This window comes from Kribbella sp. NPDC055110 (assembly GCF_053607525.1).
In genome coordinates, this window is record NZ_JBSGTS010000006.1 from 140,432 (window position 1) to 157,321 (window position 16,890).

Here is a 16,890-nt window from a genome sequence, read left to right on the forward strand (position 1 = left end):
CTCCCTTCGACTGCAGGCTACTTGACCGCTCCGCTGCTGATCCCTTGCACCACTTGCCGCTGCGCGAAGACATAGAACACGACCACCGGGACGACAGAGATCGCCGTCGCGGCCAGCAGGATGTTCTGCACCGGCGTCTCCGCGGACACGAAGTTCATCAAACCACGCTGAATGGGCATCAACGTGTCGTCGTCGAACAGCACCAACGCCAGCAGGTACTCGTTCCAGACCGCCAGCCCTTGAATCACCGCGACCGCAATCAATCCCGGCCGCGCCAGCGGGAGGATCACCCGCGCGAAGGTGTTCAGGGCCGAGCTGCCGTCGATCGCCGCCGCCTCCTCGAGATCCTTCGGCAGGTTCGCGAAGAACCCGCGCATGATCAACGCGGAGATCGGGATACCGGCGGAAACGAGAATCAGCACGTACCCGATCCGGCTGTTCGTCAGCCCGAGCATGACCATCAGTTTGTACTGCGCGATGAACGACGCCGGCGCCGGAATGATCATCACCGCCAGCAGGCCGAACGTGACCGCGGCCTTCCCGCGGAACTCGATCCGGGCCAACGCGTAGCCGGCCATGCTGGACACGACCAGGATGCCGATCACCGCCGACACCGTGTAGATCACGCTGTTCGGCAAGTACGTGCCGAGATCGCCGTCCGTCCAGGCCGTCACATAGTTCGACCACTGCGGCTTGGCAGGCAGCAGATCCTTGCCCCGGTAGAGCTCGCTGCTCGTCTGCAAGGACCCGATCAGCAACCAGACCATCGGGAACAGCGCCCCAACAGCGGCAAGCACCAGCAACCCGTACAGACCGCCACGGCCCGCAAGACCCTTCACCATCGCCATCACCTCCGCCGCCTGGACAACCACAGATGCAGCATCGCCAGCAGGACCAGCGCGCCGCCGAAGATCACCGACATCGCCGCCGCCGAGCCGAAGCGCTGGTTCGTGAACGCTTCCTGATAGATCCGCAGCGTCGGCACCATCGTGTGGTCGCCCGGCCCACCGTTCGTCAGCACCTGCACCGTGCCGAACACCTGCAACGCTCCGAGCAGCGTCAGCAACGACACGATCGCCGTCACCGGAAGCAGCTCGGGCCAGGTGACGTACCGGAACTTCGCCCAGCCACTCGCACCGTCCAGGCTGGCCGCCTCGTACAAGTCCACCGGCACGTCCTGCAGTCCGGCCAGGTAGAGGATGAAGCCGAATCCCCAGTGGTACCAGAGGAACACGGCCGCCACCGCGGGCAGTGCGGTACCGGGATCCTCGAGCCAGTTGTGCTGCAGTCCCGACAGTCCTACCGCGCCGAGTATGCGGTTCACGATGCCCGCGTTCGGGGCGAGCAGCCAGGAGAACATCATTCCGATGACCACGACGGAGAACACGCCTGGCAGGTAGAACGCCGTACGGAAGAACGCCTTACCGCGACGCACCCTGTTGACGGCGATCGCCATCCCGAGCGACAACGCGTTGCCGACAACGAAACCCACCACACCGAAGACCAGCACGTTCCGCATCGACGACCAGAAGACCGCGTCGTGCAGCACGAACCGGTAGTTGGACAGGCCCACGAACGGCGTCGACGTACTGACGCCGTCCCACTGCTGGAAACTCAACACGATCGCCTGCACGAACGGTACGAACGTGAAGACGGCCAGCAGCAGCACCGCAGGCAGGAGGAACCCGTACGCCATCAGCTCGCGGCGCCGTGCGAGTGAACCGCGGCGGCGGGTTCCCGAGTGCGCTCGAGCGACGTCGCCCGCCTCGAGCGGATGGACCGTCACTTGGACCTCTTCTGCGCCGTCTCCATGTCGTCGAGCACCTGGTCGACGGTCTTCTCCTTCAGCACCAGGCTCTGCACCCCGCTGATCAACGCCGTCCGGGCATCGGTGCTGAAGGGCGACGGAACGATCTCGATCGCGTCGGCGAGCGACGCGAACCCGGACACCTGCGGAGGCAGGTCGCCGGCGGTGACCTTCGGGTTCGCCGGGATCAGCCCGACCATGTCGACGAACACCTTCGCCTGCTCCGGCTCGGTCAGCCACTGCACGAACTTCACCGCGGCATCGACGTTCTTTCCCTTCGGGTTGATGCACGCGCCCTTGCCGACACCGCCGTACACACGCGGCTTCTGCGTACCGTCCGCCGCCTTCGGAATCCCCATCGACACGTAGTCCGTGAAGTCCGGAGCGGTCGCCCGCGCGACACCGATCGCGACCGACGCGTCGAAGATCGCCGGCGTGTCCTGGACGTTGAAGAAGCCCTTCTCCACCGTCGGGTTGTCGTCGTTGCCACCCGGGAGGGTCTTGTTGACGATGACCCCGGCGTCCCTCAGCTCGGCCAGCAGTTGCAGCCCTTTACGCCAGCCGTCCGACTTCCAACTCGCCTTGCCCGCTAGTGTCGCGTCGATCTCGGCGTCGGTTAGCCAGTTGGACGCGTGCGTCAGCAGGAACCGGTCCGCCAGGGACGCGGCCACCAGGAACGCACCATTGCCGGTTTTGGCCGAAACCTTCTTCAGCTGTTCGATCCACGCGTCCGTCGTGGCCGGCGGAGCCTTGGGATCGATCCCTGCCGACTCGAACGTCTTGGTGTTCAGCAGCACCCCCATGGTCTGGATCTCCCAGTGCGCCGAATAGACACCCGCGTCCACGCCGCTGATCGTGCCGGCCTTCACAGTGGTCAGGTCCAAGGCGATCGGCGAGAAGTCGGCCTTCCAGTCGCCGGTCAGCTTCGGCTGCAGATTCATCGCCCAGCCGGCCTTGTAGTACGGGATCATCTCCGGCAGCGTCAGCGTCGAGTAGATGTCCGGCATATCGCCGGACTGCGACTTCGCCTGCAACTTCGCCGGATAGTTCGCCGGCCCCGGGCTGTCGATCGTCACCCGCACCCCGGTCTGCTTCTGGTACGTCTCGACCAGCTTCTCGAGCGCCTTGACCTGCCCTCGCGACTGGTTCATGAACGTCAGCGACGTCGAGCCGCCGCCTTCCGCCGAATCCTTGCTGCAACCGGTGAGAACCGGCCCGGAGAACACAGCACCAGCAGAAACCGCGGCCAGCCCGAGCAATCGTCGACGCGTCAGGTGATTTCCTACGCCTGGTCTGGGCATTGCTTTCCCTTCTTCGCCGAACGGCGGGCCACGCCATCCGGCAGTGTCGCTGTTACCGGTAACATTTTGTTATCGGTAACTACCCCTGTCAACACCCCACCATGACCGATTCCGGTCGCCCAACAGAGCCAGGTACCTTTCACGATCACCGAGACGAACATCCAGTTCTTCGACGACTACGACACCGGGGACTTCGTCACCACCGGTCCGCTGTGCCCGTCCGGCACGTTCGTCGACACCTACCGAGCTCTCGCGGGTCTGCGGGGACAGCAGTTCCAGCATCCGCTGGAGACGGCACTCACCGAGACCGTGTACACCTGCGCCGATGGCAGTGGCACCTTCAATGCGCAAAAGCACATCCGCCTGGTGGCAACTCCGCCCGGGATCGACAACACCGGTCCCGTGAGTCTCCAGGGTGGCACCGGCGCGTACGACGGCCTCAGCGGCCACGGAACGGACGACGGAGCAAACGGGATTGGGCATCTCTACGGGGTCATCGTCGTCCCGTGACCTAACAAGCACTGTCCACGAAGAGGGGCGATGGGAGTGTCAGCCGCGGTGAGTGCCCTGCCTCGATGAGTCGAGGCAGCGGCCGGGCGGATCATTGCGTGGTCATTGGGTTCGTGTTGTGTGTTCGGTTCGTAGCTGGTCGGTGGCCACGTTGATGTCGGAGACCTGCCCGGCCAGTCGTGGGTGGGTGTCCTCGAGCTTGGCGCCGGCCTCGGCCAACGGCGCCAGCAGCGTCGCGGTGTCGCTGTCGCCGAGGGCGTGCAAGACCTGGTCGACACTGGCCTGCGTGGCCGGGTCGAGGTCATCCAGGGCGGTGATCTGTGCAGCCAGGCGGCGCAGCCTGGTCGCGTTGTCACGGGCCCAGCGGGTGACCGCGCGGTCACCGGCGCGCCGGTCGCGGGCGGCCTGGACGCGTTGTTCGCCGGTCATTCCTTCGGGGTCTGCGGTGTGCGGGTTGAGTCGCAGGTAGCGGCGTTCGGCGGCCTGGCGGCTGGCCAAACCGAGCGCAGGGGCGATCGCGGTCCAGCTCGCGCCGCGGTCACGGGCCGCCCCGATCAGCATCGGTTCCCAGGCCGCGAGCTGATCCTGGACGACCCGCAGCTCGGCGAGCGCAGTCAGGACGTCCATCGAACCGACGCTTGCTGGGCCCGCCCGGTCCGAGCCGTCCACCCGGCCGTCGACCGGGGAGATGAGCTGCCGGACCGTGTGCTCCACGGCAGCGACCGCAGCCGTCGCCGGCCACCGCGCATCCTGTGTCGTGGCGTCCCGCGTCGTGTCATCGGCCGCCATCCGTCACCTCCCTGACTACAACCTGTCGGCAGATCGAATATGTCAGCGGTTCGATGACATTGCCTACTTGTCATCGTCTCGATGACATGCTATATCGGAAGTGCCGGGTGACACCACCCGCGAGTGAGACCGAGTTGACGAGTGTGTTGAAGACTGAGGAGGTGCAGGGACGATGTTGATCCGTACCGACCCGTTCCGGGAGTTCGACCGGCTGACCCAGCAGTTCTTCGGGAGCCAGGCGCCGGGCACGTGGTCACATCCGACGGCGATGCCGATGGATGCCTACCGCGACGGCGATGAGTACGTGGTGGCGTTCGATCTGCCGGGGGTCTCGCCGGACGCGATCGATCTGGACGTGGAGCGCAACGTGCTCACGGTGAAGGCCGAGCGCCGGCCGCTCGAGCTGGCCGACGGTGTGGAGATGCAGGTCGCGGAGCGTCCGCTCGGGGCGTTCTCCAGGCAGTTGTTCCTGGGCGACACCCTGGACGCCGACCGGATCGAGGCCGGCTACGAGGCAGGCGTCCTGACGCTGAGGATCCCGATCGCCGAGCAGGCCAAGCCGCGCAAGATCGCGATCGCGAACAGCGACGGCGGCCGCAAGCAGATCGACGCCTGACGACCTCGGAACAACGGCGCGCGCCGTGGCGCGCCGAACCGGCGGGGTACGACAGGACACGTTGAGGGACACGTTTGTCGATGGGGTGAGATCGATGACTGCGATCCAACAGCAGACACTCGACGAGGCCGAGGTGTTCGTCGACCTCGTACTCGGCAACGACGACTGGGTGCGGGCCGAGTTCGACGAACTGATCGCCGACTGCTGGGAATCGCCGTGCGAGCCGCCCCTCGACAAGCGTTGTCCACCCGCCGGTGGATGGGCGGCGGGGCCACCCTCCAGGTGGCCTCGCCGGCCCAGGAACCCGCTGCCCGCGACCGCGCCGAGCAGCCGACCGAACGGGCGGGGACGCGGCCCTCCGTGGTGGCGTGACCCTCCTGCAAGGCAGTCCAGCGAGAGGAGGTGAGCAGATCCCAGACAGACCAAATCCTTGACCCGGTGATGCGGCCGTCCGCGGGCACATCCTCGACCCGCGGCGACGAAAGCTCTGTCCGCCGCCTGTCCTTCCTAGGACGACACACGCCAACGCGGGCCGCCGCATCACCCCGGTCGACGACAGACGTTCCGAAGGCACAGGTGAGCGCGATGAATCCCGATCTCGCCCAGCGACCGGTTCCCACGAAGGCGGTGCGGTGGCTGCCGACCGACCCGTTCGCCCACTTCGAAGACATCCACCGCCGGATGAACCAGCTGAAGCGCCAACTCACCATCGCCCCTGTCGGGACGGCCTGGACACCCGCGGTCGACATCGAAGAAACCGACGACGAGTACCTCGTCGAGGTCGACCTGCCCGGCGCCGGCACCGACGACGTCGTACTGGAGCGCAACGACCGCTCCCTCACAGTGCACGGCCAGATCCCCGACCGCGAGCACCCCGGCATGCTGCGCCAGCACACCCGCCACACCGGGCCACTGCACCACACCATCGGCCTTCCCGGCCCCGTGCTGGGCGACAAGATCACCGCCAGTCTGACCCACGGTCTGCTCACCATCCACGCCCCGAAAGCCCACCCCGGCCCCGCCCACCGCATCCACATCACCGACCCCGCGCCGCCTACGACCGCGCCCGAACCAGACCAGCCCCGACCCACCGTGCGGCCCCACCGCTAGCTACACAGCTGACGACACCGGCGTCCCGAGTCCGTGCCATGACGCAGGTCTCCAGGCCTGCTCCGGCGATCCGGGTCGGGGCCGCGATCCGGGTGGGGCCGGTGCGCTGGGAGCCCTCGGCAGCCGGCGCGAATTGGTCCGCGAACGCCACGGCTGGGCACCTAAGCGATGCCTTAGGTCACCGTTGACATTGCCCGTCCCGAGCAGTGACATCGAGGGACAGGAGAACTACGGAGGGACCCGGCATGCAGGTTCCAGCACCGTTCGAATACGAGCGCGCCACCAGTGTCGACAACGCCATCGCGCTGCTCGACCGACTCGGGAGCTCGGCCCGGCTGGTTGCCGGCGGGCACAGCCTGCTGCCGATGATGAAGCTGCGGCTGGCCAACTTCGAGTACCTGATCGACATCAACGACCTGCACGGCGAGCTCGGCCGGATCACCGTCACGCCGGATGAGGTACGGGTCGGTGCGATGACCCGGCATCGCGAGCTTCTGGAGTCCGGCGAACTGGCCGGCCTGTTCCCGATCTTTGCCGACGCCGAGCGGGTGATCGCCGACCCGGTGGTCCGCAACCGCGGCACGATCGGCGGATCGCTGTGTCAGGCCGATCCGTCCGAGGACCTGTCGGCAGTGTGTACGACGCTCGACGCCAGCTGCGTGATCCGCGGTCTGTCCGGGACCCGAGTGGTCACTATGAACGAGTTCTATCGCGGCCCGTACGAGACCGCCGTCGGCGACGGCGAGATCCTCACCGAGGTCAGGTTTCCGATCCGCCCTGGCGGGTCGAGCGCGTACTACAAGGTCGAACGCCGAGCTGGTGACTGGGCGGTCGTCTCCGCGGGCGCGGCGGTGTGGATCCAGGACGGGGTGATCGCCGACGCTCGCGCCGGGCTGGCGGCGGTCGGACCGAACACCACTGGAATCCCGGCGATCTCTGAGGCGCTGCGCGGCAATCCGCCGTCGGAGGAGCTGTTCCGCCGGGCGGGCGAGCTCGCTGCGGAGGCGAGCGAGCCGGTGACGGACCAGCGAGGCAGCGCGGACTACAAGAAGCACCTGGCTGCCGAGCTGACCACGCGGGCCTTCCGCACCGCGGTTCAGCGGTACCTCGACCGCTCAGGAGGGCTGTGACCATGCAGGTGACGATGACTGTCAACGGCGACGAGGTCTCCGCCGAGATCGAAGGCCGCACACTGCTCGTGCACTTCCTGCGCGATCACCTCCGCCTGACGGGTACGCACTGGGGTTGCGACACCAGCAACTGCGGGACCTGCGTGGTCTGGATGGACGACGAGCCGGTGAAGTCGTGCACCGTACTGGCCGCGATGGCAGGCGGTCACGACGTACGAACCGTCGAAGGACTGGAGACCGAGGATGGTCTCGACCCGGTTCAGCAGGGATTCATGCAGTGCCACGGGCTGCAGTGCGGGTTCTGTACGCCGGGCATGATGATGACCGCCCGCGCACTGCTCGACCGCAATCCGGATCCGGACGAGCAGGAGATCCGCGAGGCGATCTCGGGCCAGATCTGCCGGTGTACCGGGTACGCAACGATCGTCCGCTCGATCCGCTGGGCTGCCACACATCCAGATGGCGTGCAGCCTGAAGCAGCTGGGAGCCCGGCATGACCACGACATCGACCCGGCCGGAGACGTTCGACGACAACGACCAGAAGCCGCTCGGGCACGGTCGGATGCTGCGCAAGGAGGACCCGCGGTTCATCCGTGGTCTCGGCCGGTACGTCGACGACCTGCAACTGCCGGGGATGCTGCACCTGGCGATCCTGCGCTCGCCGTTGGCGCACGCCCGGATCGTCAGCATCGACGTCACCGCGGCCCAGGCGCACCCAAAGGTGAAGGCTGTCATCACCGGCGCCGACCTCGCCGACAAGGGCCTGGCCTGGATGCCGACGCTGTCGAACGATGTCCAGGCCGTCCTCGCCACCGACAAAGTCCGGTTCCAGGGCCAGGAGGTCGCGTTCGTCGTCGCCGAGGACCGGTACGCCGCCCGTGACGCCCTCGAACTGATCGATGTCGACTACGACCCGCTGCCGCCGGTGATCGACGCCCGTACGGCGCTCGCACCCGACGCGCCCGTGATCCGCGACGACCTGGACGGCAAGTCCGACAACCACTGCTTCGACTGGGAGACCGGCGATGCCGCAGCGACCGAGGAGGTCCTGAAACGCGCCGACGTGGTGGTGACCGAGGACATCGTCTACCCGCGCGTGCACCCGGCGCCGATGGAGACCTGCGGTTGCGTCGCCGACTACGAGCGGGTCGACGGAAAGCTCACTCTCTGGACCACCAGCCAGGCACCGCACGCCCACCGGACCGTCTACGCGCTCGTCTCCGGCCTGCCGGAGCACAAGATCCGGGTGATCGCACCGGACATCGGCGGCGGATTCGGCAACAAGGTGCCGATCTATCCCGGGTACGTGTGCTCGATCGTCGCCTCGCTCGTCCTCGGGAAACCGGTCAAGTGGATGGAGGACCGGTCGGAGAACCTCACCAGCACCGGCTTCGCGCGGGACTACATCATGCGCGGCGAGATCGCCGCGACCAGCGAAGGCAAGATCCTCGCGATCCGCACCAACGTGCTCGCCGACCACGGCGCGTTCAACGGGACCGCGGCGCCGGTCAAGTACCCGGCCGGCTTCTTCGGCGTCTTCACCGGCAGCTACGACCTCGAAGCGGCGTACTGCAAGATGACCGCCGTCTACACGAACAAGGCGCCTGGCGGAGTCGCGTACGCGTGCTCGTTCCGGATCACCGAGGCCGTCTACCTGGTCGAGCGGCTGGTCGACTGCCTCGCGTACGAACTGAAGATGGATCCGGTCGAGCTGCGGCTCAAGAACTTCATCCGGCCCGAGCAGTTCCCGTACAGGTCCAAGACCGGTTGGGTCTACGACTCCGGCGACTACGAGAAGACCATGCGCCTGTCGATGGAGCTGGCCGGGTACGACGAGTTGCGCCGCGAGCAGGCCGAACGCCGGGAGCGCGGCGAACTGATGGGAATCGGTGTCTCGTTCTTCACCGAGGCCGTCGGCGCCGGGCCGCGCAAGGACATGGACATCCTCGGACTCGGCATGGCCGACGGTTGCGAGCTGCGCGTGCACCCGACCGGAAAGGCCGTCGTACGGCTGTCGGTGAAGACGCAGGGACAGGGCCACGAGACGACGTTCGCGCAGATCGTCGCCGAGGAGATCGGCATTCCGCCGGACGACATCGAGGTCGTGCACGGCGACACGGACAACACGCCGTTCGGACTCGGGACCTACGGCAGCCGGTCGACGCCGGTGTCCGGTGCGGCCGCCGCGCTGGTCGCGCGGAAGGTCCGCGACAAGGCGCGGATCATCGCGTCCGGGATGCTCGAGGTGTCGGTCGCCGACCTCGAGTGGACCAAGGGCTCGTTCCACGTGAAGGGCGATCCCGGGACCGCGGTCACGATCCAGGACATCGCGATGCGGGCGCACGGGGCCGGCGACCTGCCCGAGGGAATCGAGGGCGGTCTGGAGGCGCAGATCTGCTACAACCCCGAGAACCTCACCTATCCGTACGGCGCGTACATCTGCGTCGTCGACGTGGATCCGGGCACCGCGGAGGTCAAGGTACGGCGCTTCGTCGCGGTGGACGACTGCGGTACCCGGATCAACCCGATGATCATCGAGGGTCAGGTGCACGGCGGCCTGACCGACGGGGTCGGGATGGCGCTGATGGAGATGATCGCGTTCGACGAGGACGGGAACTGCCTCGGCGGGTCGCTGATGGACTACCTGATCCCGACCGCCCTCGAAGTACCCAACTGGGAGACCGGGTACACGGTGACGCCGTCGCCGCACCACCCGATCGGCGCGAAGGGCATCGGCGAATCTGCGACCGTCGGGTCGCCGGCGGCGGTGGTGAACGCGGTGGTGGACGCCCTGAAGCCATTCGGTATCAGGCATGCGGACATGCCACTCACGCCGTCGCGGGTCTGGGATGCCATGCAGGGCCGCCCGCGGCCGCCGGTGTGAGATGCCCATGAACACCGTCATCGCGGATCGAATCGCGGAGCTGACCGGGGCCCGGGTGCCGTTCGTGCTCGCGACCGTCGTACGCGCGGAGCACCCGACGTCGGCGCGTCCGGGAAACGACGCGATCGTGCTGATGGACGGGTCGATCGAGGGATTCGTCGGCGGGGTGTGCGCGGAGGGATCGGTGGTGTCGGCGTCGCTGTCGGCGCTGTCCGACGGGCGCTCGGTCCTGCTGCGGGTGCTGCCGTCGGATGCGGAGACCTTCCCTGAGGTCCCGGGCGCGGTCGTTGCGACCAACCCTTGTCTGAGTGGTGGGGCGTTGGAGATCTTCCTCCGTCCGCAGATTCCGCCGCCGTTGCTGGCCGTCTCCGGTACGACGCCGATCGCCGAGGCGCTCGGCGCGGTGGCAGTGGCGGCCGGGTTCACCGTCGACCGGCTGGACGGCAGCAAGACACCGTCACCCGGCACCCTCGCGGTGGTCGTGGCCGGCCTCGGCCGCGACGAAACCGGTCCTCTCCGCACCGCGCTGGACGCCGGGGTCGCGTACATCGGCTTAATTGCCAGCAGCAAACGAGGCCGAGCACTCCTCGACGAACTGGCCCTGACCGACGACGAACGCGGCAGAATCCACACCCCAGCAGGCCTGGATATCAGCGCCGAAACACCGGGTGAGATCGCCGTGTCCGTGCTCGCAGACGTCATTCGCTCGATGCGACAGAACAATCTGCGTCCTGCCCTACCGGGTTCTCCAGTGCAGGCGGTCGATCCGGTGTGTGGGATGTCGGTAGCGGTGAAGGCGGATACGCCGCACCTGGAGGTGAACGGGACCGAGTACTGGTTCTGTGGTTCGGGTTGCCGGGACGCGTACGCCGCGCAGGCTGCGGGTTGAGCGGCGTGTTCGTGACCGGGCTGGTGCTCGCCGCGGGCGGATCGCAGCGGCTCGGTCAGCCGAAGCAACTCCTCTCCTACCACGGCACGACGTTGCTGGACGCCGTACTGCGAACCGCCCGCGCCTGCGCGTTCGACCAGCTGCTCGTCACCCTCGGCGGTGCAGCGGAAGCGGTCCAGAACACTGTCGATCTGGACGGCGTGACCGTCGTACTCAACCCGTCGTACGGCACCGGATGCTCGTCCTCGATCGTCTCCGCCCTGGAGGTCGTCGACGAGCGCGCGGCCGGCGTCGTCCTGCTGCTCGGCGACCAACCCGGCGTCGACGCCGGGTCGGCACGCGCCGTCGTACGACCAGACATGGCGATCGCCGTCTGCAGGTACCGCGACGGGATCGGGCACCCGTTCTGGTTCTCCCGCGCGCTCTTCCCGGACCTCGCGAAACTCCACGGAGACAAAAGCGTGTGGGGGCTGATCGAGTCCGAACGGTACGACGTCGCCGAGATAGCGATCGACACAGACGTCCCCGCCGACGTCGACACCTGGGCCGACTACGAACACCTCCTGGGGGCCGAGCGATGACTGCTCCGTTCCGGGACCCCAACGAGATCATCGCCCGCTTCGACGACGCCGACCACCTGCTCGACGAAGGCACTGCGACAGCGCTCTACCTCGCTACCGCGCTCCCCCGACCGCTGCTTCTCGAAGGCGAACCAGGCGTCGGCAAGACCGCGTCCGCGCTCACCCTCGCGAACGTCCTTGGCACACCACTCATCCGTCTGCAGTGCTACGAGGGGCTCACCGCCCGCGAAGCGCTGTACGAGTGGAACTACCAACGCCAACTCCTCGCGATCCGCCTGGCCGAGTCCCGCCACGACAAACTCGAGGACGCGGACCTGTTCACCACCGAGTTCTTGATCGAGCGTCCGATCCTGCGTAGTGTCACCGCGACCGGTCCGGTACCGCCGGTCCTGCTGCTCGACGAGATCGATCGCTCGGACGACGAGTTCGAGGCTCTCCTCCTGGAGTTTCTCGGCGAGTCGGCGGTCACGATCCCCGAGCTCGGTACGTTCGCGTCCGAGCGGCCGCCGTACGTCGTACTCACGTCCAACCGCAGCCGCGAACTGCATGACGCGCTGCGCCGCCGCTGCCTGTACCACTGGATCGAGTTCCCCACGACCGAGCGCACCGCCCGGATCGTCCGGCGCCGGATCCCGGCCGCGTCCGAGCCCCTGATCCGCAGCGTCGCCGAGTTCGTCGGCCGCGCCCGGGAGCTCGACCTCGACAAGCCGCCCGGCCTCGCCGAGACGATCGACTGGGTCGCCGCGCTGAGCACTCTCGGTGTCAGCGCGCTCGGCCGCGAGGACGCCGTACGGACGCTGTCGGCGATCGCGAAATCGCCGGACGACGTGCAAGCCATGACCGACCTGTTCGAACCGAGCGAGGGGACAGCATGAAGATCACCCACGAGTTCACCGTGAGTGTGCCGCCGGCCGAGGCCTGGGCAGTACTGACCGACCTCGAGGCGATCGCGCCGTGCATGCCGGGAGCCGGTCTGACCGGGTTCGACGGCGAGACGTACCAGGGCAAGATCCGGGTCAAGCTCGGTCCGGTGATCAGCGACTTCGGCGGTACGGCGCGGTTCACGGAGAAGGACGTCGCGACCCAGCACGCCGTGATAGATGCCAAGGGCAAGGATACCCGCGGCGCCGGGAACGCGTCCGCCCGCATCACCGCCGACCTCAAGCCTGACGGGACAGGCACGCTGGTCACTGTCGACACCGACCTGACGATCTCCGGCAAGGTCGCCCAGTTCGGCAGCAGCATGATCAAACAGGTCTCCGAAAAACTCCTCGGCGAGTTCACCACCTGCCTGGAGTCCAAACTCGCCACAGGCATGCTCGGCACGACACCGGCCACCGGGGCGGCGGTCACGGACAGCCCGGAGATGTCTGCCGTTGCCAGCGCGAGTACGCCCGGCGAGGCGCTGTCCACGAAGGCGGCCGACGAAGCTGAACCACTGGATCTGCTGCACGTCGCGGGCGGCTCGATCGCGAAGCGAGTGCTGCCCGCGGCTGCTGTGGTCGTGGTGATAGCAGTGGTGGTCTACCTCCTTGTCCGGTGACGCCGCGCTCTTCCGTGCCGTCGACCGTGCGGCGTTCGCCGTCGCGTTGGCCGATCGGTTGCGGACGGCCGGTGTGCCGGTCGACCTGACTGCGACCGAGACGTTCGCTCAGGTCTTGCAGCCGACCCACAGCCGCCGTCGGCTGTACTGGCTCGGCCGCGTCACCCTGATCCGCCGGCGTCAGGACCTCGAGCGGTACGACGCGGTCTTCGCAGCCGTCTTCGCGGACAGCGTCCTGCCTCTCGATCCTCAGGCCCGCCGCCGACTCCTCGACGGATCCGCCCTCGACCCATCGGCCGGCGCCCTCCCGAACACGACCGGCGCCCAGGACGGCGGCGGCCTCCCGTGGATGACCCTCCCCGCAGCCGTCGGATGGGCCGAGGAAGGCAACCTCGCTGTCCCCGAGCGGCTGCCGAGCTCCCTGAGCGGCCTGCGCGACACCCCGTTCGACCAGCTCGACCCGGCGCAATTGGCCGAAGTAGGCGCCTGGCTGGAGAGCGCCCGTGAACACTGGCCGGTACGTCGTACCCGCCGGATGAACACCCGTAACCGAGGGTCGATCGTCGACCTCCGCGCCACACTCGCCCGCTCCCGCCGTACCGGATGGGAGCCCACCGAGCTCGTGCGCACCGGCCCGGTCCACAAGCCCCGTCGACTCGTGATGCTGTGCGACGTCAGCCAATCCATGCAGGCGTTCATCACGCCGTACCTGCATCTGATGCGAGCGGCAACGATGACGACCGGCGCCGAGGTGTTCGCCTTCGGGACCACCTTGACGCGGCTCACCGCCGTACTCGCCCATCGCGACGTCACCGTCGCGGTCGAACAGGCCACCACTCTGGTCACGGACCGGTTCGGCGGGACCCGGATCGCCACCAACCTCCAGACCCTGCTGACCTCGCGCTACGGCGCGCTCGTCCGCGGAGCCGTCGTGATCGTCGCCTCCGACGGCTGGGACAGCGACGATCCCAACCTGCTGGCGAAGGCCATGGCCCGGCTCGCGCGGCGCGCGTACCGGGTGATCTGGATGAACCCACGCATCGCCGCACCCGGCTACGAACCCCGAACAGGGGCGCTCGTCGCCGCCCTGCCGTACTGCGACGCGCTGCTCCCCGGCAACACGCTCGACGCCCTCGCGGAGGTGATCAGCTCCACAAGGTGACATGGATGGACGGCCGGAAGTGCCCGATCGTCACCCCCGCGCCTCGCAACATCGCCTGTGTCGCCCGCGGTGTCGTGATGAAGCGCGTCAGCTCGGCTGCGGGCGGTACCACGGAGTGGGCCGGCAGTGTCATCGCCGACCACACCCCGCTCAGCGTCAAGTTGCGTCCGGTGACGATCACCAGCAGGCCGTTCGACACGTCACCGGCCACGGCCGACGAAAGCGCGACGGCCACGCCCTGGCCGTGCTTGGCCTCCTCGATCGCCGCCGCATGACTCTGGAAGATCCGCTGCTGCGACTCGGGTACTTCGAGCTTGCGGAGCATCGCCGCCACCACGCCGTCGCTGACCGCGGACGGCCCGAGCAGCCAGGTCTGCTCACGCAGCATCGCAGGCCGCGCCGGACCGACAGCGGCCGGATGACCACTCCCCGCCACCACCACGAGCCGGTAGTTCAGGAACGGCACCCGGCGGATGGTCTCCGGCAGACCATCGGGAACGGGGCCGAGCGCAACATCCACCACCCGTTCGGAGAGCAGCCCGAAGAACTGGCGCGGGTGATGCACGCTCAGCTCGACATCCAGGTCGTCGGCCCGGCCCGCGAACAGCTCGATCAGACCAGGAGCGGCGTACTCCGCGAACAAGGTCGACGCCGCGATCCGCATCAGCCGGCGACCACTACCCGCCTGACTGACCTCCTGAATCGTCCGGTTCTGCAGACCCAGCAACTCCGACGCCCGGCTGGCCAGCCGCAACCCACCCGGCGTGAACGCCAGCCCGGAGGCCGTCCGATTGAACAGCTGGTCCCCGAGTTCCTTACGCAACTGCGCCACATGCAGCGACACGGCCGCCTCGGTGACCTCGAGTTCACCGGCCGCAGCCTTCACCGATCCAAGCCGGACAACCGCAGAAAACGCACGGAGCTGAGTAGGCGTCATGGTGCCGCCATCGTAGAACCGCCCTTGCAGGGGACACCACGGCGAAGAGCGCGAAACGGCCGACGTCGTGATGGCATGCGCAGGCGACGTACCGACTGATGAGAACCCGTGTCGACGGCTTCCCACCGCGACCTTGTGCACCGTATCCGTGCGGCGCGAGCGGCGCCGTACGGACGTCGCGCACAAGGTCGGCTCGAGCTAGCCGCGTTGCTGTTTCTTCGCGTGTTCGATGGCGAAGACGGCGGCTTCTTGCGGCGTTCGAGGTTGAGTTTGCGGAGGAGGGAGGAGACGTAGTTCTTGACGGTCTTCTCCGCGAGGAAGAGGGATTGGCCGATCTGACGGTTGGTCTTGCCCTCGGCGATCTCGGCGAGGATGCGGCGTTCCTGCTCGGTCAGCGACGCGTACCGCGGGTTCTCGTCCGCGGCCGGGTGGCGGAGACGTTCCAGGACCTTGGCGGTCATGCTCGGGTCCAGCAGCGACTCGCCGGCCGCGAGGCGGCGTACGGCGTCGATCAGGGCCTGGCCGTTGATCTGCTTCAGCAGGTAGCCGGCGGCGCCGGCCATGATCGCGGTGAACAGCGCCTCGTCGTCGGAGAACGACGTCAGCATCAGGCAGGCCGGCGGCTCGTCCATCTGCGAGCGGACCTCGCGGCATACGGTGATGCCATCGCCATCGGGGAGCCGGACGTCCAGGACCGCGACATCGGGACGTACGGCGGGAATCCGGGCGATCGCCTCCGCCGCGGTCGACGCGTCGCCCACTACCTCGATGTCCGGCTCCGCGTCGAGCAGCTGGTGCAGGCCCAACCGCACCACCTCGTGGTCGTCGAGCAGGAACACCTTGATCGTCATCGCCCTCTCCTTCGGCTGCGCGCCGCTCCACGCCCGGTCGGGCACCCGTTCAGGATGCCGCGCCCACCACGCCACAACTGTGACCCGGGACCACCGCCGTCGGCACGGCCGCCGCATCCGGTCCTGGTGACCACCCAGACTTTGAGAAGCCACCAACCGTTTTCGCCGCGGCGAAATGGGTGGTGGGTTCTCAAAGTTGGGGCGTCAGACGTACGCTCCCTTCAGGCGGCCTCGCGGAGCCGGTCAGTAGCCGGCCGAGTTCCGCGCCCCAGTTCTCGGCGCGAGCGACTCCGACAACACGTGGTCCGCCCGCCCGGCTGATCCACGAACACTCCGGGTCCTCTTCACTGAACGCACGCTCGGCCCGCACCCCGGCGTGCACGACGGTCAGGTCGGCTTCCCGGCCGGCAGCGACGCCGAAGGCAAACTCCAGTGCCTCGGCGGACAGCGCCGTACCATCGATGCCGACGGCAACTTTCCGCTCGAGCAGCGACGGCTTCCAGGGCAGTGGCCGCCGCCGACGAGACGCGCCGACGGATCGAGCGCGATCTGCACGACGGCATCCAGCAACGCCTCGTCTCGCTCGGTCTTCAGTTGCGCGGCGCAGACGGCCCCACTGCAGCCCGGGGAACTGGACTTGTCGGCCTCCGCGACCGGGTCGAGGCCCTGGGCGGCAAACTGCACGTCACCGGCCCAGCCGGCTGCGGCACAACGCTGCAGATCCAGCTCCCGCTCGACGGCCAGACCAGTGCAGCCTCGCCTGAGTCCTAGAGGTGATTC

The 16,890-nt window shown here is 67.8% G+C and carries 17 protein-coding genes; 11 read left to right on the forward strand and 6 right to left on the reverse strand.

The window, feature by feature from the left end; translation table 11 throughout:
• Positions 1–17: 17 nt before the first annotated feature.
• From ACWF0M_RS12085 to ACWF0M_RS12100, 4 genes are all read right to left on the reverse strand, one after another.
• Complete coding sequence (locus tag ACWF0M_RS12085; RefSeq protein ID WP_452235658.1) at positions 18–872, reverse strand: carbohydrate ABC transporter permease; 855 nt, start codon at positions 870–872, stop codon at positions 18–20.
• On the reverse strand, positions 848–1,786 hold the full coding sequence (locus ACWF0M_RS12090; protein WP_452235659.1) for a carbohydrate ABC transporter permease: 939 nt from the start codon (positions 1,784–1,786) through the stop codon (positions 848–850). The genes ACWF0M_RS12085 and ACWF0M_RS12090 overlap by 25 nt, the downstream gene beginning before the upstream one ends.
• Positions 1,783–3,108: an ABC transporter substrate-binding protein gene (locus ACWF0M_RS12095; RefSeq protein ID WP_452235660.1), complete on the reverse strand. Its 1,326-nt coding sequence runs from the start codon at positions 3,106–3,108 to the stop codon at positions 1,783–1,785. Before ACWF0M_RS12095 ends, ACWF0M_RS12090 begins: the two co-directional genes overlap by 4 nt.
• Positions 3,109–3,720: 612 nt before the next feature.
• On the reverse strand, positions 3,721–4,407 hold the full coding sequence (locus tag ACWF0M_RS12100; RefSeq protein WP_452235661.1) for a hypothetical protein: 687 nt from the start codon (positions 4,405–4,407) through the stop codon (positions 3,721–3,723).
• 172 nt (positions 4,408–4,579) lie between these two features.
• Here ACWF0M_RS12100 and ACWF0M_RS12105 point away from each other — a divergent pair, with 172 nt between their 5' ends.
• From ACWF0M_RS12105 to ACWF0M_RS12150, 10 genes are all read left to right on the forward strand, one after another.
• Positions 4,580–5,023, forward strand: coding sequence for an Hsp20/alpha crystallin family protein (locus tag ACWF0M_RS12105; RefSeq protein ID WP_452235662.1), 444 nt, complete (start codon positions 4,580–4,582; stop codon positions 5,021–5,023).
• A 585-nt stretch (positions 5,024–5,608) separates the two neighbouring features.
• Positions 5,609–6,133: an Hsp20/alpha crystallin family protein gene (locus tag ACWF0M_RS12110; RefSeq protein ID WP_452235663.1), complete on the forward strand. Its 525-nt coding sequence runs from the start codon at positions 5,609–5,611 to the stop codon at positions 6,131–6,133.
• Between the two features lie 245 nt (positions 6,134–6,378).
• Positions 6,379–7,263 carry an FAD binding domain-containing protein gene (locus ACWF0M_RS12115; RefSeq protein ID WP_452235664.1) on the forward strand — a complete coding sequence of 295 codons (885 nt, stop codon included), beginning with the start codon at positions 6,379–6,381 and terminating at the stop codon, positions 7,261–7,263.
• 14 nt (positions 7,264–7,277) lie between these two features.
• Positions 7,278–7,760: a (2Fe-2S)-binding protein gene (locus ACWF0M_RS12120; protein ID WP_452235665.1), complete on the forward strand. Its 483-nt coding sequence runs from the start codon at positions 7,278–7,280 to the stop codon at positions 7,758–7,760.
• Entirely contained in the window at positions 7,757–10,147 is a 2,391-nt protein-coding gene (locus tag ACWF0M_RS12125; RefSeq protein WP_452235666.1) for an aerobic carbon-monoxide dehydrogenase large subunit, read from the forward strand. Before ACWF0M_RS12120 ends, ACWF0M_RS12125 begins: the two co-directional genes overlap by 4 nt.
• A 7-nt stretch (positions 10,148–10,154) precedes the next feature.
• Positions 10,155–11,036, forward strand: a complete 882-nt coding sequence (locus tag ACWF0M_RS12130; protein ID WP_452235667.1) for an XdhC family protein — start codon at positions 10,155–10,157, stop codon at positions 11,034–11,036.
• 5 nt (positions 11,037–11,041) lie between these two features.
• The gene (locus tag ACWF0M_RS12135; RefSeq protein ID WP_452235668.1) at positions 11,042–11,617 is read left to right on the forward strand and encodes a nucleotidyltransferase family protein; all 576 of its coding nucleotides are present in this window, start codon (positions 11,042–11,044) and stop codon (positions 11,615–11,617) included.
• Complete coding sequence (locus ACWF0M_RS12140; RefSeq protein WP_452235669.1) at positions 11,614–12,492, forward strand: AAA family ATPase; 879 nt, start codon at positions 11,614–11,616, stop codon at positions 12,490–12,492. The genes ACWF0M_RS12135 and ACWF0M_RS12140 overlap by 4 nt, the downstream gene beginning before the upstream one ends.
• Positions 12,489–13,160: an SRPBCC family protein gene (locus tag ACWF0M_RS12145; RefSeq protein WP_452235670.1), complete on the forward strand. Its 672-nt coding sequence runs from the start codon at positions 12,489–12,491 to the stop codon at positions 13,158–13,160. Before ACWF0M_RS12140 ends, ACWF0M_RS12145 begins: the two co-directional genes overlap by 4 nt.
• Entirely contained in the window at positions 13,150–14,322 is a 1,173-nt protein-coding gene (locus ACWF0M_RS12150; protein ID WP_452235671.1) for a vWA domain-containing protein, read from the forward strand. The genes ACWF0M_RS12145 and ACWF0M_RS12150 overlap by 11 nt, the downstream gene beginning before the upstream one ends.
• On the opposite strand, the gene ACWF0M_RS12155 is transcribed toward ACWF0M_RS12150, so the two are convergent.
• Together ACWF0M_RS12155 and ACWF0M_RS12160 are read right to left on the reverse strand one after the other, a co-directional pair.
• Positions 14,306–15,259, reverse strand: a complete 954-nt coding sequence (locus ACWF0M_RS12155; protein ID WP_452235672.1) for a LysR family transcriptional regulator — start codon at positions 15,257–15,259, stop codon at positions 14,306–14,308. The two genes, ACWF0M_RS12150 and ACWF0M_RS12155, sit on opposite strands and share 17 nt — an antisense overlap.
• Positions 15,256–16,110 carry a response regulator gene (locus ACWF0M_RS12160; protein WP_452235673.1) on the reverse strand — a complete coding sequence of 285 codons (855 nt, stop codon included), beginning with the start codon at positions 16,108–16,110 and terminating at the stop codon, positions 15,256–15,258. The genes ACWF0M_RS12155 and ACWF0M_RS12160 overlap by 4 nt, the downstream gene beginning before the upstream one ends.
• A gap of 507 nt (positions 16,111–16,617) precedes the next feature.
• Here ACWF0M_RS12160 and ACWF0M_RS12165 point away from each other — a divergent pair.
• Positions 16,618–16,881, forward strand: coding sequence for a histidine kinase (locus tag ACWF0M_RS12165; RefSeq protein WP_452235674.1), 264 nt, complete (start codon positions 16,618–16,620; stop codon positions 16,879–16,881).
• Positions 16,882–16,890 lie beyond the last annotated feature (9 nt).

Coding starts and splice junctions, on each gene's coding strand:
- ACWF0M_RS12095 (WP_452235660.1), bottom strand. CDS start 3,108: ATGCCCAGACCAGGCGTAGGAAATCACCTGACGCGTCGACGATTGCTC.
- ACWF0M_RS12100 (WP_452235661.1), bottom strand. CDS start 4,407: ATGGCGGCCGATGACACGACGCGGGACGCCACGACACAGGATGCGCGG.
- ACWF0M_RS12105 (WP_452235662.1), top strand. CDS start 4,580: ATGTTGATCCGTACCGACCCGTTCCGGGAGTTCGACCGGCTGACCCAG.
- ACWF0M_RS12110 (WP_452235663.1), top strand. CDS start 5,609: ATGAATCCCGATCTCGCCCAGCGACCGGTTCCCACGAAGGCGGTGCGG.
- ACWF0M_RS12115 (WP_452235664.1), top strand. CDS start 6,379: ATGCAGGTTCCAGCACCGTTCGAATACGAGCGCGCCACCAGTGTCGAC.
- ACWF0M_RS12120 (WP_452235665.1), top strand. CDS start 7,278: ATGACTGTCAACGGCGACGAGGTCTCCGCCGAGATCGAAGGCCGCACA.
- ACWF0M_RS12125 (WP_452235666.1), top strand. CDS start 7,757: ATGACCACGACATCGACCCGGCCGGAGACGTTCGACGACAACGACCAG.
- ACWF0M_RS12130 (WP_452235667.1), top strand. CDS start 10,155: ATGAACACCGTCATCGCGGATCGAATCGCGGAGCTGACCGGGGCCCGG.
- ACWF0M_RS12140 (WP_452235669.1), top strand. CDS start 11,614: ATGACTGCTCCGTTCCGGGACCCCAACGAGATCATCGCCCGCTTCGAC.
- ACWF0M_RS12145 (WP_452235670.1), top strand. CDS start 12,489: ATGAAGATCACCCACGAGTTCACCGTGAGTGTGCCGCCGGCCGAGGCC.
- ACWF0M_RS12155 (WP_452235672.1), bottom strand. CDS start 15,259: ATGACGCCTACTCAGCTCCGTGCGTTTTCTGCGGTTGTCCGGCTTGGA.
- ACWF0M_RS12160 (WP_452235673.1), bottom strand. CDS start 16,110: ATGACGATCAAGGTGTTCCTGCTCGACGACCACGAGGTGGTGCGGTTG.